This is a genomic window from Thermoactinomyces sp. DSM 45892 (assembly GCF_900107305.1).
Lineage (GTDB): Bacteria > Bacillota > Bacilli > Thermoactinomycetales > Thermoactinomycetaceae > Baia.
Genome location: NZ_FNPL01000001.1, coordinates 217,078 through 232,609 on the forward strand (window position 1 = coordinate 217,078; position 15,532 = coordinate 232,609).

General features: G+C 42.6%; 16 protein-coding genes. 4 read left to right on the forward strand and 12 right to left on the reverse strand.

Annotation, left to right across the window (positions count from 1 at the left end; translation table 11 throughout):
* Positions 1-23: 23 nt before the first annotated feature.
* On the reverse strand, positions 24-461 hold the full coding sequence (aroQ, locus tag BLU58_RS01055; protein ID WP_093290379.1) for a type II 3-dehydroquinate dehydratase: 438 nt from the start codon (positions 459-461) through the stop codon (positions 24-26).
* Positions 462-609: 148 nt separating this feature from the next.
* Between aroQ and BLU58_RS01060 the strand changes: the two genes are divergently transcribed.
* Positions 610-1,575, forward strand: a complete 966-nt coding sequence (locus BLU58_RS01060) for a DUF1385 domain-containing protein (RefSeq protein ID WP_255404525.1) — start codon at positions 610-612, stop codon at positions 1,573-1,575.
* A 27-nt stretch (positions 1,576-1,602) separates the two neighbouring features.
* The gene (locus tag BLU58_RS01065) at positions 1,603-1,869 is read left to right on the forward strand and encodes a hypothetical protein (protein WP_093290380.1); all 267 of its coding nucleotides are present in this window, start codon (positions 1,603-1,605) and stop codon (positions 1,867-1,869) included.
* Positions 1,870-1,885: 16 nt separating this feature from the next.
* On the opposite strand, the gene BLU58_RS01070 is transcribed toward BLU58_RS01065, so the two are convergent.
* The 3 genes from BLU58_RS01070 to mntR form a co-directional block, all read right to left on the reverse strand.
* Complete coding sequence (locus BLU58_RS01070; RefSeq protein ID WP_176786428.1) at positions 1,886-2,266, reverse strand: protease complex subunit PrcB family protein; 381 nt, start codon at positions 2,264-2,266, stop codon at positions 1,886-1,888.
* Between the two features lies 1 nt (position 2,267).
* Entirely contained in the window at positions 2,268-3,245 is a 978-nt protein-coding gene (locus BLU58_RS01075; RefSeq protein ID WP_093290382.1) for a patatin-like phospholipase family protein, read from the reverse strand.
* An 80-nt stretch (positions 3,246-3,325) separates the two neighbouring features.
* Positions 3,326-3,760: a transcriptional regulator MntR gene (mntR, locus tag BLU58_RS01080; protein ID WP_093290383.1), complete on the reverse strand. Its 435-nt coding sequence runs from the start codon at positions 3,758-3,760 to the stop codon at positions 3,326-3,328.
* Positions 3,761-3,899: 139 nt separating this feature from the next.
* Here mntR and BLU58_RS01085 point away from each other — a divergent pair, with 139 nt between their 5' ends.
* Positions 3,900-4,139, forward strand: a complete 240-nt coding sequence (locus BLU58_RS01085) for a DivIVA domain-containing protein (protein ID WP_093290384.1) — start codon at positions 3,900-3,902, stop codon at positions 4,137-4,139.
* Here BLU58_RS01085 and BLU58_RS01090 read toward each other — a convergent pair.
* From BLU58_RS01090 to fadH, 5 genes are all read right to left on the reverse strand, one after another.
* Positions 4,136-4,894 carry a metallophosphoesterase gene (locus BLU58_RS01090; RefSeq protein WP_093290385.1) on the reverse strand — a complete coding sequence of 253 codons (759 nt, stop codon included), beginning with the start codon at positions 4,892-4,894 and terminating at the stop codon, positions 4,136-4,138. The genes BLU58_RS01085 and BLU58_RS01090 overlap by 4 nt on opposite strands.
* A 93-nt stretch (positions 4,895-4,987) precedes the next feature.
* A complete protein-coding gene (locus BLU58_RS01095; RefSeq protein ID WP_093290386.1) occupies positions 4,988-6,742 on the reverse strand; it encodes a serine/threonine-protein kinase in 1,755 nt (584 codons plus the stop codon).
* Positions 6,743-6,941: 199 nt separating this feature from the next.
* Complete coding sequence (locus BLU58_RS01100; RefSeq protein WP_093290387.1) at positions 6,942-7,763, reverse strand: lipoate--protein ligase family protein; 822 nt, start codon at positions 7,761-7,763, stop codon at positions 6,942-6,944.
* Positions 7,764-7,944: 181 nt separating this feature from the next.
* The gene (gene ptsG / locus BLU58_RS01105) at positions 7,945-9,891 is read right to left on the reverse strand and encodes a glucose-specific PTS transporter subunit IIBC (protein WP_093290388.1); all 1,947 of its coding nucleotides are present in this window, start codon (positions 9,889-9,891) and stop codon (positions 7,945-7,947) included.
* 199 nt (positions 9,892-10,090) lie between these two features.
* On the reverse strand, positions 10,091-10,858 hold the full coding sequence (gene fadH, locus BLU58_RS01110) for a 2,4-dienoyl-CoA reductase (protein WP_093290389.1): 768 nt from the start codon (positions 10,856-10,858) through the stop codon (positions 10,091-10,093).
* Between the two features lie 262 nt (positions 10,859-11,120).
* Between fadH and BLU58_RS01115 the strand changes: the two genes are divergently transcribed.
* Positions 11,121-11,471 (forward strand): hypothetical protein, encoded by a 351-nt coding sequence (locus tag BLU58_RS01115; protein WP_176786429.1) that lies wholly within the window; start codon positions 11,121-11,123, stop codon positions 11,469-11,471.
* Between the two features lie 23 nt (positions 11,472-11,494).
* Here BLU58_RS01115 and gcvPB read toward each other — a convergent pair whose 3' ends face one another.
* The 3 genes from gcvPB to gcvT are packed head-to-tail and all read right to left on the reverse strand — an operon-like array spanning position 11,495 to position 15,419.
* A complete protein-coding gene (gene gcvPB, locus BLU58_RS01120; protein ID WP_093290391.1) occupies positions 11,495-12,952 on the reverse strand; it encodes an aminomethyl-transferring glycine dehydrogenase subunit GcvPB in 1,458 nt (485 codons plus the stop codon).
* Entirely contained in the window at positions 12,949-14,295 is a 1,347-nt protein-coding gene (gene gcvPA / locus BLU58_RS01125; protein ID WP_093290392.1) for an aminomethyl-transferring glycine dehydrogenase subunit GcvPA, read from the reverse strand. Before gcvPA ends, gcvPB begins: the two co-directional genes overlap by 4 nt.
* A gap of 29 nt (positions 14,296-14,324) precedes the next feature.
* Positions 14,325-15,419: a glycine cleavage system aminomethyltransferase GcvT gene (gene gcvT / locus BLU58_RS01130; protein WP_093290393.1), complete on the reverse strand. Its 1,095-nt coding sequence runs from the start codon at positions 15,417-15,419 to the stop codon at positions 14,325-14,327.
* Positions 15,420-15,532: the final 113 nt, after the last annotated feature.

Below are 15,532 nucleotides of genomic sequence, written 5' to 3' on the forward strand. Positions count from 1 at the left end.
AGTCTCACTCCTAGTATGTTCGGTTATGCTAGATCAATTCTCTTTATCGCTTGTAACGCGAGATCATAACTGTATGATCCAAATCCACTAATTTGTCCGATACAAACAGGCGCAGTTACAGACTGCCTACGAAATTCTTCTCTAGCATGAATATTAGATAAATGTACTTCAATGACAGGAACTTCTACCGATGCCATCGCATCTCGGATAGCATAGCTCGTATGGGTATAAGCTCCCGGGTTACATACTATGTAATCAAAATTTCCTTCTGCTTCATGAATCTCCGTAATGAGCTCGCCTTCAAAATTAGACTGTTTCGTAACAACGGACAACGCCAAGTGATCACCTAATTTTTGTAAACGTTGGTTGATTTCATCCAATGTTTCAAAGCCATAAATCTCCGGCTCACGTTTGCCCAAACGGTTTAAATTCGGGCCATGAAGGATTAATACTCTCGTCATCTACGAACACCCCTATAAGGGTATATTTTCTCATGGATTCAGCGATTTGTCCAACCTCCATATCAGATATTCCCGTTATGTGATAAAATGGAGATACTTACAAAACTCACAATTTAAGACACATGATACAAAGGTGGTGCCAGATTTCGTGGCTGAACAACCCATAGCATATGGCGGTCAGGCAGTAGTAGAAGGTGTTATGTTTCAAGGGCAATATAGCCTTGTTACTGCCGTTAGACGTAAAAGCGGAGCAATCGAAACATTTGAAGTACAAAAAAAAGAACAACCCATCCTCTCAAAAGTGAAGAAAATCCCTTTTATTAGAGGATTGATCGGGCTCATTGAAGCAAGTGCATCTGGTGCAAAACACCTTCAATTTGCTACTGAACAGTATGATTTAGACGAAAATCCTGAGCAAGTTCATGATACGAAAGAGACTTTCTCTTCCAAGTTATCCATGTGGTTAGGTGTAGCAGTAGTTGGGATTCTTTCCTTCATTGTGGGAAAGGTAATCTTCACACTTGTCCCTGCAATGCTAGCCAGCTTTTTATTCGATGGATTCGTAACGAATCTGATTCTCCAGAACCTAATTGAAGGCGCCATCAAGACAATCTTACTCTTCTCATACCTTTGGATCATCTCGCAAACCCCCATTATCAAACGAGTCTTCCAATACCACGGAGCTGAGCATAAAGTGATTACCGCGTATGAACATGGGGAAGAATTGACAGTAGAAAATGTTCAAAAACATTCTAGACTTCACTATCGATGTGGTAGTAGCTTTATGATTCTGACCATATTGGTGGGCGTTATCGTATACTCCTTTTTCCAATATGACGACATGTGGGATCGAATGATCATACGTTTGGAACTACTTCCAGTCGTGATTATGCTATCTTATGAGGTTTTACGCTTTACCAACGCGCTTCGTGATGTCCCTGTGCTCAAATATTTAGGTTATCCTGGATTATGGCTTCAATTACTTACTACAAAAGAGCCAAATGATGAGCAGGTAGAAGTCGCTATCACCTCATTTAAGCGCATGCTTGACTTAGATAGCGAAGTGAAAGCCAAACAAGCTCCCTTGAATCATGCTTCTTCCATCGAAATGTAACTAGACCTTTACGAAAGTGGTGGTAGCGTGAATATCTCCAAGAGACTTTCAGTTGGAACGATCATCATATTAGGATTAGTCGCCATCGGGATCATGTCAGCACTACGTGAATCCTTTTGGAATGTAGTAGGATGGATCGGATTGATTGGGATCATCTTTTATTTATATAAGAAGCCTCCCATCTGGTTACAAAGAATAAGTGGGCATATTCCCGCCACAACATCAACCAAACGAAAGAAAAAATCACATCGATTTAAAGTAATAGATGGCTCTAAAAAACATCGCAAATTCTAGAGAAAAACCCCTAGTCTCACTTTGACTGGGGGTTTTTCGTATGGATCTGATTAAGGCCTTCCACATTTATAGGCACATCACTTTTCGTCAAGACAAAAGGATATACAATCATCTGCGGATAAAACGTACCTGGGGCTGGCTCATGCTCCATTACTTCCACTTTCACCTTGTTATCTTGTTGTACAACATTGGTAACCTCTAATTGATACCCCGGATTAGGCCTCATACCAAGTGAGATAAGTGTGTATTCTTCATCCTCCATCTGAATCTTATGCAGCCCCGAATGTACTTTTTGATTCATCACCCATTCTCGAATCGAGACAGGTAGTGTATTTAGTTCATCACTCGTAATAAGTTTAATCCCATTCTCAAGATCTTTTTCATCATTCTGATTCATATTAACTTCCTTTCTGAACGGGTGGCTCATCATTTTTCCCAAAGTTGATCTGGGTGGAACGACTTTTGCCACGTGCTTGTAAATAGGAATCAAATGTCCAACCCTCAAAGAACGCTTCTCCTGCTTTCATTCCAGATTGATAAAGAGTGTCTTTTTTATCCTTACTTAAAGAAAAATCAGTTATTTTGACACCGAGTGTAGGGACAGAAATCGTACGAATCTGATCCTTTGACCGAATATAACGATTATCGTGAGCGTCCATCATCGTATAAAACAAGGATAAAAACATATTTAACGGTCCTGGGACTTCTGCTACTGATTCCTTTGTCTCTTTGGTTGGATTGTTTAAATCAAAGCCAAAAGTAGGCCAACGGGGACAGTCTGAATCAAAAATCCAAATAGGAAAATTACTTAGCACCCCTCCGTCTACAATACAACTATACTTCCCAGAAGGCGCATGATACAACATCGCAGGATCAAAGAAGAAAGGAATACCACAACTCATCCGAACCGCTTTTGCAACTGAAAACGTTGTTGGCTCATGGCCATAACTAGGTAGATCATCTGGCAGAATCATGAGCATTTTTTGTGTGATATCGGAGGCAATAATTTTCAATCCAACGTCCTGCAAATCACCGAAGGTTCGAACCCCCTTCTCAGCCAATCGACATTCTAGCCAATGTTCAAGTGCATCACCCGAGTAAATCCCCTTTTTAATCCACATACGTAGAGCCGGACCAACATAAGGGATGCGGTGGTAGAATGTCTTCGGTAAAAACGATGTAAAGTCAAGATCTAGAAGAAGCTGATGAAGCTCCTTTGCTGTATAACCGGCCGCAATTAGAGCCGCGATCATCGATCCAGCAGAGGTCCCTGCTACGTTTTTCCATTTGTATCCTTTTTTCTCAGCCACCGATAGTGCTCCGACTAGTCCAATTCCTTTTACACCGCCACCCTCGAATACTGCATCTGCCCACACATGACTCACCTCTTCATAAAAAGAATGATTTATTCATGTGTATGAAAAAAACCCTTGGAACAGGACTTCCGAGGGTTAATTTATTCTTCTTGCTCTGTAGTCTCTTCAGCAGCTTTTGTAGATATGAGAAGTTTAACCACTTCTGGATTTCTTTCGAGATAGTCAACTAAGTTCTCCACACAGGTGATAGAATCCCAACTCAGATGGTGTTCAATCCCTTCCACATCCTGATAAACAAATTCTTCACGCACTCCAATCAAGCGAAGAAATTTCTCTAATAATTGATGCCTGTCTACTAGGCGCTTTCCTACTTTTTTACCCTTAGCAGTTAAAACCAAACCACGATATTTTTCATAAACCAAATATTTATTTTGATCAAGTTTCTGAACCATCTTTGTAACGGACGAGGGGTGAACGGATAACGCCTCTGCTATGTCTGACACGCGTGCATATCCTTTTTGATCAATTAATTGATAAATATTTTCTAGATAATCTTCCATACTTGGTGTTGCCAAATAAACCACCCCTTCAAATCAATGCGACCAGAGTCATTTTATCAGATGTTACGTATTAGCTCAATGAAAGTGTTACAAAAACACCTCTCAAAAAAGCACCTACTTCCGTTATAATGAAGATCAAAGGAGGATTCGCTTTATGAGAATCACCCCATCTGATATTCCAAACAAGAAGTTTAATAAGTCTTTCTGGGGCTATGTACCCGATGAAGTAGATCAGTGGTTAAATGAAATCGTTATTTGTTATGAAGAGGATGTAAGCGAACTAAAAGAGCTACGACAAGAAATTACACGATTACGAAGCGAAAACAAACAATTACGTGGCATAGTAAAAGAGATGGATCAGTTAGATGAAAGCCGAGTATCTAGCGAATGCTAGTAAGTCTCGGCTTTTTTCTGTTCATCATTCCAAATTCGAACAGGTCCAAATTGGATCGCATCACAAGCAACCAAACGGAGTTCAACACCTTCTACATTCCCTTCGATGGCATCTTCATGTGCCTTTCCATGAAGGTGCCCGTACACACATAAGGAAACCCCATACTCTTTCAGGAGATCGAAAAACTTGGATTCTTTTCCTGTCTGGGTTAAAGGAGGGTAGTGAAGCATCACGATAGTAGGCAAATCGGAATGTTTTTTTCGCCCTGCCTCTAACGCCATTTTCAGCCTTCCTGCTTGCCGCTCGTAAATCTTTCGATCTTCGGATTCTTGATAACCGTAATCTCCCGGAAGCATCCAGCCACGGGTGGCAGCGACTATCTTATTCTCCACAACGGTAAAATCAGCATCTAGCCAGGTCATTCGCTCAGGTAAAGCTTCTCGAATCTTCTTCTTACTATGTACATAGTACTCATGATTACCTGGTGAGAAAACCTTGTTTCCAGGCAACTGATCAATCCACCTGAAGTCATATAAAGCCTCTTCCAATCGTAGCGCCCAGCTAATATCTCCTGGGATAAGAACCGTATCTTCTTCTCTTACTCTCTCCATCCATAAATCTCGAATTCGATGGTAATGTTGATCCCAGCCAAAGCGCTCCATTGGCTTTCCAATATCTCTCTCGGGATCAATCTCATATAGATCCACAGGCCTTTGGAACGATAAATGTAAATCCGCAATTGAAAAAATCGCCATACAAGTACCATCCTTTCTCACAACTACACAATACTCCAATTACGAAAAAAAAAGCAAGAAGACTGTTGATCCTCCTGCTTATTCATCTGCTATTTATTTTTCCAACAATTTATATGGTTGAGCCGATTTATCAATAAATAAATCACGTAATGATAGTGAAGTTTTCTCTGACAAACCCAAGGTTGCCTTTACCTCTGTACCTTGGTTAATGTTGATGACCATATCACTATTCGTCACATTTAATGAGAAGCCGATCGGCTTATTCTTCACTAATTTCGGTATAGGAGTAGAGTCTACTTCCGTAATTTTCGTACCCGAGTTACGTAACAACGATACTTTTCCGTTCGACCACTCCACCACGTACGTAATGCCATCTACCGAATTGAGTTTAATCTCAAATGGAGTACTTGAGTCTTGAGTAAGCCCTACCAAGAAATTCGTGAATGAGCTTGAGATCGGAATCGCAATCTGTGTCTTAGGCATAACCGTTAAATCAGAGCCCTTCGCAATTCCAATACCTGTATTTAACATCCACGGTTGATTGGGTAGAAAATCAGCATCCACTTGGGAAGTATCATCAATCTTTTGAAGACCCGGATTTTGCAGGGTGATCCCTTTACCCGCAGTAAAAACCGGCTTTAACGCACCTTGTATCGGATTAGTACCACGGAGTACAAACGCTTCCTTCGTCTCTTTATCCACTATTTTCACTCGTACGGGAGCAAGTGAGGTATGGTATACATAAAACTCGTACGACTTACCTGATTTAATAAAAGGAACTCCTTTTGATCCAAACGTAGTAGTACGCGCGCCTTGTGAGGACCCTGAGATAATCTGACCATCTCGCTTAATAAGGAGTTCAAAACGTCCCCCATCTGATTTTTCCATCGTAGCCTTGAAATCATCAAATGTTTCATCAAAAGCAAGTTCCCCTTGTAGTACAGTAGATTCTTCCATCGAATCAAAGGCATAATCTGATTTGGAAGCAAAATCATGCTTCTGGCCATTCGGTTTGATCTGGAAAATCGCCTTTTGTTCACCCTTAATTGGATCTTTGGCGTCTGATTCATTTAAATAATAATTCCCAACCAGTGCACCCGTTGCAATCAAAATGAGCGCTACAGCAGTAGACATGAATACTTTACGCAATCCGCCAGGGTTACGCCGCCCAGATTCCAAACTCCGATCTTTCAACAACTTATCTACTTGCCCAATCACTTCCTCCAGACTCACTTTTGTCTTCCAAGACTTCAAAGCAAGTTTTTGTAATTTACGAGGAATTAGGTTATTTTCCAAGAATAATTTGTTATTCTTCGGGTTCTTAGAGGGCTGATAACCTGTGAGAAGGAAGAATAGGAGATCTCGCCACTTCTGATCACGCTGTACCTTGACTTCATCATGTACATAATAGAATAAGAGCAAAGGTTCCGATCCACTTAATAAAATATTTTTCGGATCGAGCGTTGTTCGAAGCGGAAAGTTTCTGCGTTGTAACTCTCGAATGGTTTGTAGCAAGCTTTTTGCTACTTTTAAAGCTTTCAATGGCTTCATGGGGCGCTCTTTCGTCACGAGCAATGGCAGCGGTTCGCCTGAAAAGGGGGCATGAACCAGAATGACCTCATGCTCGTCCACCATTACATCAATAATCGGGGCAAGATGAGGATGTTGAAACTTTAGCGCAAGCTCTCGAAAATCCTCTGGCAAGGTTTGACCTTCTATTGGAATACTTTGGAGAAATACACGTTTTCCTGCGTGAGTACGTGCCTGCAAAAGCTTTCCAGATGAAAATTGAATCTCATCTTCTACTTGAAACCTCTTCACAAATTGAGAGTGAAATGATTTAGCCAACGGTAGTACCACCCTCACACAACAAATTTTTAGAAGTGATAATGATAGAATATAAATACAAATAAATTATTCGGGAATCATCTCCATCCTAAACTTAAGTATATTAAAAATCAAGTTATTGTTTCGTTGTAGAAATATTATAATGTGAACAATTTTCCACAAATAAGAATGGAGTAATGAAAATCAAAGACATGAAAGGTTATCGCTTATAATTCCAATCGTCATTTGCGTATTTCGCTCGAACCAGTTTATATGCCATTTCTTCCTCATAAGAGCTAAGTCGTCCTATTTCTGCATTCAGCTCTAACCCTTCAATAAACCCTTGTGTAAAAGCATGCTCAACCTCTAGTATGTGAAATCGCTGTGAGCTGCATTGATGTATCGAAATCGCTTTTTGTTCCAACTCCTGCTTTCTCACAGTTCGAATCTCTTCCGTCGGAAACGTTAGCACTTCAAATAATCGATCTGTATCAAGATCTAGCAAAATGGAACCATGTTGCAAAGCGACCCCTTTTTGGCGAACTTGAGCACTCCCAGCCGCCTTTCGTCCATGAACGACCAATTCGTAATCTGATGGGGCATCAAAGCAAGCCGCTGAATGGAGTGCTGGGGAACCCTTGGCAGGTGGAGCAAGCTCTGCTTCTATTCCTAAGTTTTGATACCCACGAAGCAGACCTCTGCTTAGATAGCGATAGGACTCTGACACGCTTCCTCGTACCGATGAATGCGTTTCTGGGGCAATGATACTATAGGTTAGTTCAGAGTCGTGTAGAACAGCTCTGCCGCCTGTCATTCTGCGAACAAAACCCCAGCCTAATTCCTTCAATCGCTCTAGATTAACCTCTTTTTCAGATCGTTGGAAATATCCAATACTGAGGGTTGCTGGATTCCAGCCATAAAATCGCAGAGTAGGTGGAGCTTGATTTTCGCTGATGGCTGTTAAAATTGCTTCGTCTAGTGCCATATTCCATGAGGGAGCGTGTGGTTGATAGGGAATGAGTCGCCACTTGTTTTTGTTCATTTTAGAACCCTCCTCTATGTCCAAGTTCCGGGCCAATCTATCCGAATACTGCTCAAATAGTAAGTATACAAATTAGAATAACACAAAAACGGTTCCCAATGAAAAAGCACCTCCAACTGTTGGATTTTATTTTCGTGTCCAACAATTGGGGTGCAGTTCATTTTGAGTGCTTTTTTATTTGCTATTGAACGGTAATCGGTAATGGCTGTCCTTTTTGGCATTGGATTGCCTGACATTCTATTTTTTGTTCTTGAAGGTTCGTGAAGACGATCGGGGTAATGATGGATTTCGCATGTTGTTTGACATAGTCGAGATCGAAGGTTACGAGTTCTTGTCCCGCTTTTACGTGATCTCCTTGTGCAATCATGGCAGTAAATCCTTCTCCCTTTAATTGAACGGTATCAATGCCGATGTGGATGAGGATTTCCCGGCCACTTAGGGAGCGAATGCCGATTGCGTGTTTGGATGGGAATAAGTTTACGACTTCCCCATCTACTGGGGATACTACGACTCCTTCTATTGGATCAATTGCAAATCCGTCTCCCATTAGCTTATCTGCAAAGACTGGGTCTGGAACTTCTTTAAGAGACAACACTTTCCCTGTCATCGGAGATAAGAAAATGTCCGTTTCAGATATAGTCCCGATAGAACATGTCTCACTTGGTTCCACTCGGGATCCTACCTTGTCTACCAGTTTAGGAGTCTTCCCTGCTATTATGTCTTTCATTTGTTCCTTAATTTGATCCGATTTGGGGCCAAAGATCGCTTGAATATTGTTTCCAACTTCTAGAACCCCAGCAGCTCCTAGCGCTTTTAATTTCGCTTTGTCTACTTTTTTAGGATCTTGAACCTGAATACGGAGTCGTGTAATACATGCATCTAGATGAGTCAAGTTTTCCTTTCCACCGAAAGCTTCTATAACTCCGTAAGCAAGAGAATCAGGATGACCACCCGTATCGCCCAGGTCTATCTCTTCTTCTGTCTCATCCTCCCGACCAGGAGTCTTCAGATTCCAAGTACGAATCGCAAACCGGAATCCAAAATAGTAGACGACTGCGAAAACAAGACCAACCGGGATAATCATCCATGAATTTGTACTTATTTTCCAGTAGAGGAGATAGTCGATCACACCACCTGAAAAAGTAAGCCCTGCTTTTACATTCAAAAGCGCCATGATCATAAATGAAACCCCTGCAAGCACACAGTGGATCGCAAATAAAACGGGAGCTACAAACAGAAACGAAAACTCAATCGGCTCCGTAATCCCTGTTAAAAAGGAAGTGAGGGCCGCTGAGAGCATAATTCCTCCAACCACTTTTTTTCTTTCCGGACGGGCTTCTTGATAAATAGCAAGCGCCGCCGCAGGTAGTCCAAACATCATAAACGGAAATTTCCCTGATAAAAATGTTCCTGCTGTAGGGTCACCTGCAAAGAATCTAGCAACGTCCCCCTTTACTACTTCTCCTGTTGATTTCACATACTCCCCAAATTCAAACCAGAATGGTGCGTACCAGATATGGTGAAGGCCAAATGGGATTAACGCTCGCTCGATCAAACCAAAGATAAAGGCTGATAAAGCGAGGTTTGTATGTAGTACCATGTGTGAAAATGTATCAATTCCTGCTTGAATCGGCGGCCACACAAACGCAAAAATGAGTCCCAAAATAAAAGCCGAAGCCGCTGTCACAATAGGCACAAAACGCTTGCCCGCAAAAAAACCTAAGAACGGAGGAAGCTCGATATCATGAAACTTACGATATAATAAGGCGGCTACCACCCCGATGAGAATGCCACCAAAAACCCCCATTGGGATGGTTTTAATACCGAGTACAGGGGTTGTTTCCAAATGACGGAGAATAGCCATCTGCCCAAGCGTAGCATTCATGATTAAATATCCGACTACGGCAGCCAAACCAGCTGATCCATCTCCATTTGTTAATCCGATTGCTACTCCAATCGCAAAAATCAGAGCTAGGTTCGCAAATATGACATCGCCGGCTTGGGACATTAATCCGATTTCGAGTGCACTACCTACTCCTAATAGCAATCCTGCTGCTGGAAGAATCGCCACTGGAAGCATTAAGGATTTCCCGATTTTCTGTAGGCTTCCAAATAGATTTTTAAACACCTCTTACCCTCCTGTGAACAAAGACAAATTAGATTCTTTTTAATCGTGTTCTTTATTTTGTCCAAGAATAGAAAAAGCATGAATGAGCATCTAGACGAATTCGTCACTCATTCATGCTTTTTCTATTCTTGGAGCAAGCCGGGGCAGATACATTGCCCCCGTTTTCTTCCTGCTTACTTGGTATTCGTATGGCTACTTCTTATAAAAATCGGAAGCCTGATAACCAGTGGCCACCATCAACGGTGATACAATCTCCGTTAATAAAGCCTGCTTCTTCGGATAATAAAAACTTGGTAACGCTTGCAATCTCTTCAGGGGTGCCGAAGCGTTTTAATGGTACTTGTCGTTCAACCATTTTATAAGCTTTTTCGTCTTGAATCAGCTTCTCCGTTCCACCTGTACGTTCGATCGGACCTGGTGCAATGGCATTTAACCGGATGCCATATTTGCTACCCCACTCGACCGCTAGGGTTTGGGTCATCGCCAGTACGCCTGCTTTGGCAGAAGCTGAATGAACGACACCAGCCGCCCCAGTCCAAGCATATGTAGCCACAATGTTTACAATAGAACCTTTGATTCCTTTTTCAATCCAATAATTCCCCACTGTATTGGTACAATACCAAGTACCATTTAACACAATATCAATAACAGAACGCCAGCCATTATTTGAAAGCTTTTCAGCTGGTACGACGAAATTACCTGCCGCATTATTTACAAGATGATCAATACTACCGAAGGTTTCATGAACCGTTTCCACCATTTCTTTTACTTTCTCTTCTTCTCTCACATCCAAGACGAAGGTTAGTACTTGTCCTGGAAACGTTTCATATTCCTTTTTTACTTCCTGCATGCGCTCTTCATTACGGGCACAGATGACCACGTTCGCTCCTTCTTGGCAGAAACGCTGTACCATTGCTTTCCCCATACCGCTACTTCCACCCGTGACGATGACCGTTTTTCCTCTCATCTTGCCACCTCATCTCTATGAATATTGATTGTTTAAATAAATCTCTCACTTAAGCCTAGATGAGAGTTCTTCTAACGTCAAGGTACTATTTCTTACTCATGTTTGAAAGGTACCTATTTTTTTACAATTGATATTTTCTTTGTCTTTTTATAACATTTATAAGTACATCAAATACATACACCATGGAAGGAAGATCATTATTCGTAGTAACTTTCGGGTTCAATGGAGCCTATACGTAGATGCTAAAACCCAAGAAAAGGCCATGCTCATCTTTCAACTGGTTTCAGAAGCAATTGATTTACCTCTCCAAATAGAGAACTGCGAACCTTACTGGAGAAATCGCAGTCAATATGAAATTACGTTTACAACAACGTGGGAAGGTGTAACCCCTCCAGAAGCCGTTTTCCGCACATTAGCTGCCGCCGATACACTAGCATGGGAGTGGAATGTAAGGTGCCCAGTAGAATGGGAAGACGGATTGTTTGAATTTGGAGGACAATCTGTTAAGACGAAATTAGCTAACTTATTATGGATTGGATTTGAACTGGAAAAAGAAGCTACTCAAAAACAAACGATACAAGAAGGTACTGTATACGAGACGAAAATCCCCTAGAGAGGGGATTTTCTTGTTTTCATTTATGATTTGCTATAACGCAACACAGGTTTTCTTGCCGCTGTTACTTCATCAAGGCGTCGTACGATCGTATGGTGAGGTGCTTCTTGCACAACTTCAGGTGTTTCTTCCGCCTCACGGGCGATTTGGATCATCGCATCAATAAATTTATCTAACGTTTCCTTGCTCTCCGTCTCGGTTGGCTCGATCATCAGGCATTCATCTACGATAAGTGGGAAGTAAATTGTAGGTGGGTGATAGCCAAAGTCTAAGAGGCGCTTTGCCATGTCCAAGGTACGAACCCCTTGTTTCTTCTGGCGATTCCCTGATAAGACAAACTCATGCTTACAGTGCTGGGTAAACGGTACATCAAAGTAAGGTGCTAGGCGATGCATCATATAGTTCGCATTTAGCACAGCATATTCGGATACTTGCTTGAGGCCGTCTGGGCCCATGGTTCGAATATACGTATAGGCACGAACCAAGATGCCGAAGTTGCCATAATATCCTTTGATTCTCCCAATTGATTGAGGCATGTCATGGTCCAAGAAGTAGCTGCCGTCTTCACGTTGGCGCACCATTGGCTTCGGTAGATATGGAATCAAATCTTTCTTTACACCTACTGGACCTGCACCCGGCCCACCACCACCATGTGGAGTCGTAAAGGTTTTATGTAGGTTTAGATGCACCACATCAAATCCCATATCCCCTGGACGAGCATAGCCTAAGATTGCGTTCGCATTGGCCCCATCATAGTAGAGGAGCCCGCCTGCTTCATGCACTAGGTCCGCGATCAATTTGATTTCCTCTTCAAAAAGCCCAAGTGTATTAGGATTGGTCATCATTAAAGCCGCCGTATCGTCTCCGAGAGCCTCTTTTAATGCTTCTACATCAACGAGTCCTTTTTCATTGGAAGGAATGGTAATCGTTTCAAATCCAGCTACAGTCGCAGAAGCTGGATTCGTACCGTGAGCAGAGTCTGGTACGATCACCTTATTACGCATAAGGTCACCGCGGTTTTCATGATACGCACGGATCATCATGAGGCCGGTCCACTCACCTTGCGCTCCCGCCGCCGACTGCACCGTTACATCATCCATACCAGTAATCTCTGATAAATCTTGTTGTAATTCAAACAACAGTTGCAATGCCCCTTGTACGGTCTCCTCTGCCTGATACGGGTGAATCTTCGAGAATCCCGGGTAGCGTGCTACATCTTCATTGATTTTCGGATTGTATTTCATCGAACAAGAACCAAGTGGATAGAAACCATTATCGATCCCGTGATTACGACGTGATAACTCGGTATAATGACGCATGAGGTCCAGTTCTGCAACCTCTGGTAACTCAGCCGGAATCTCACGCATGAATTGCGCAGGAAGTCCTTCTGTTTCAGGTACATCACTTACTGGTAAGCTGTAAGAAATACGACCCGGCTTACTCATCTCAAAAATGAGTTGTTTCGCTGCCTCTTTGCTCATAGTAGTCCCTCCAATGCCACTGCCAACTGTTCAATTTCCTCTTGGGTGCGAAGCTCGGTTACGGCAACTAACATATGATTTTGATATTCTGGATACGTATTACCTAGGTCATAACCACCAATGATTCCTTGATTCAATAGCCTTTGATTTACTTCTGCAACAGGCCCATTTAGCTTAATCACGAATTCATTAAAGAATGGCTTCTCATGAGCAATCTCAACTCCACTCACTTGTGACAAACGCTGCTTAGCGAAATGTGCTTTTTTCACGTTTAGTGATGCTACATCCTGCATCCCTTTTTTCCCTAAAGCAGACATGTAAACGGAAGCAGCTAGAGCCATCAGCGCTTGGTTCGAGCAAATGTTAGAAGTTGCTTTGTCGCGGCGAATATGTTGTTCACGAGCTTGTAGGGTTAATACAAAACCGCGTTTTCCGTCCTCATCCACGGTTTGACCTACGATACGTCCTGGTAGACGGCGCATTAGAGCCTTTGTGGTCGCAAAGTAGCCACAGTGCGGACCTCCGAACTGTGGAAGTATGCCGAGTGGTTGCGCATCCCCTACTACAATATCGGCCTTAAAGGCACCCGGAGGTTGTAAGATTCCCAAAGAAAGTGGGTTAGAGCTTACTACGAGCAGTCCTTTATGCTTGTGTGCGATTTGCTCGATTTGGCTGAGGTCTTCGAGGTTTCCTAAGAAGTTTGGATACTGGACGATAATCGCCGCCGTATCTTCATCTGCCACTTCTTCTAAGCGAGCCAGATCGGTCACTCCATCTTGCAAAGGAATCTCAATCACTTCATAACCAAGTCCTTTTGCATTCGTCAATAGGATTTCACGTGCTTCCGGATGAACTGCTCTGGAAACAACCACTTTTTTCTTCTTCGTATGAGAAAAAGCGAGGGCTGCCGCTTCTGCTAGAGCAGTTGGGCCGTCGTACATCGAAGAGTTCGCAACATCCATACCAGTTAACTCACAAATCATCGATTGAAATTCAAAAATAGCTTGCAGTTCACCCTGACTAATCTCAGGCTGGTAAGGAGTATAGGCAGTATAAAACTCTGAACGGGAGATGACATGGCCCACTACACTTGGTACATAATGCTCATACACTCCAGCCCCTAAAAAAGAAGCGTACTGATCCACGTTTGCATTTTTTCCAGATAAACGTTGCATATGCTTCACCAATACTGGTTCTGGCAATGCCTTAGGAATCGCTAATTCCCCGTGGAAACGGACATTATCCGGAATCTCGGCAAATAAATCTTCTGTTGTCTGGACTCCAATCGTTTCAAGCATTTCTTTCCGATCTTGTTCTGTCATTGGTAAATAACGAAATGTCATCCTTTTCTCCCCCTCCAAAACCGTAGATGCTATTTTGCTCGTTTGTAAAAAGGCGCTTTTACAATCTTGGCACGCACACGTTTCCCACGAATTTCGATTTCTACTTCTTCCCCTAAAACGGCATATTCACTTTTAATGAGCGCTAAGCCAATATTTATTTTTAGGGTAGGTGACTGTGTTCCGGTGGTAACTTCACCGATTAACTCCCCGTCCCGATAAACAGGATAATGAGTACGCGGGATACCACGGTCAATCATTTCGATGCCTACCAGTTTTCGAGGCGCTCCTTTCTCTTTTTGGGGAGCGAGAACATCACGACCAATATAATCCCCTTTATCCACTTTAACCGCAAAGCCCATTCCCGCTTCGATCGGAGAGATCGTTGCTGAAAGTTCTTGCCCATAAAGAGGTAACTTTGCTTCAAAACGCAATGTATCTCTAGCCCCGAGTCCACAAGGCAGAAGACCATCTTCTTTCCCCGTTTCAAGGAGTAGATTCCATATAGCAGAAGCATGCTTGCTTTCAAAATAAAGTTCAAATCCATCTTCACCTGTGTAACCGGAACGAGAGATAAGCGTAGGAACTCCGCCAATCTCGACATCATTTAAAAACGTAAATGGACGCAAACTACTCAGGTCCTCCTCTGTAAGGCGTTGCAGAATCGTTTCCGCAAGCGGCCCTTGTATCGCGATTTGAGCAACCTGATCTGAAATATGAGTAACTTTTACGTCCCCTGCCTTATGTTGATTAATCCAGTCCACATCTTTATCGATATTTCCTGCATTAATCACCAAGAGATACTTCTGTTCGCCTGTGCGATAAACCAATAAATCATCTACGGTACCGCCATCTGGATAACACATTAACGTATACTGAGCCTGCCCGATGGAAATCTTAGATGCATCATTTGTCGTAAGCTTCTGAACTAAAGCTAAGCTATCTGGTCCTGATACTTCCACTTCTCCCATATGTGAGACATCAAACAATCCAGCACGAGTACGAACCGCCTCATGTTCTTCTTTGATGCTCGAAAATTGAACAGGCATTTCCCAACCGCCAAATGGGACCAATTTCGCTTGATCCTTGTACGCGTCAAATAGTGCAGTACGCTTTAATTGCTCCATGACCAGCACCTCCAAATAAAATAGACAGAGCCCTGTTCTTGTCGCACAGTCTCTGTCATGAAACCTGAGAGTTCACCTGAATAACACATTCAAGTTGCCCCTTGGGTGGCCCA

What these genes read in the sequence shown, in the direction of transcription:
- BLU58_RS01090 (WP_093290385.1), bottom strand. Translation starts at nt 4,894, where the DNA reads ATGGCGATTTTTTCAATTGCGGATTTACATTTATCGTTCCAAAGGCCT.
- gcvPA (WP_093290392.1), bottom strand. Translation starts at nt 14,295, where the DNA reads ATGACATTTCGTTATTTACCAATGACAGAACAAGATCGGAAAGAAATG.
- fadH (WP_093290389.1), bottom strand. Translation starts at nt 10,858, where the DNA reads ATGAGAGGAAAAACGGTCATCGTCACGGGTGGAAGTAGCGGTATGGGG.
- BLU58_RS01085 (WP_093290384.1), top strand. Translation starts at nt 3,900, where the DNA reads ATGAGAATCACCCCATCTGATATTCCAAACAAGAAGTTTAATAAGTCT.
- gcvPB (WP_093290391.1), bottom strand. Translation starts at nt 12,952, where the DNA reads ATGAGCAAAGAGGCAGCGAAACAACTCATTTTTGAGATGAGTAAGCCG.
- BLU58_RS01115 (WP_176786429.1), top strand. Translation starts at nt 11,121, where the DNA reads ATGCTCATCTTTCAACTGGTTTCAGAAGCAATTGATTTACCTCTCCAA.
- gcvT (WP_093290393.1), bottom strand. Translation starts at nt 15,419, where the DNA reads ATGGAGCAATTAAAGCGTACTGCACTATTTGACGCGTACAAGGATCAA.
- BLU58_RS01100 (WP_093290387.1), bottom strand. Translation starts at nt 7,763, where the DNA reads ATGAACAAAAACAAGTGGCGACTCATTCCCTATCAACCACACGCTCCC.
- BLU58_RS01070 (WP_176786428.1), bottom strand. Translation starts at nt 2,266, where the DNA reads ATGAATCAGAATGATGAAAAAGATCTTGAGAATGGGATTAAACTTATT.
- aroQ (WP_093290379.1), bottom strand. Translation starts at nt 461, where the DNA reads ATGACGAGAGTATTAATCCTTCATGGCCCGAATTTAAACCGTTTGGGC.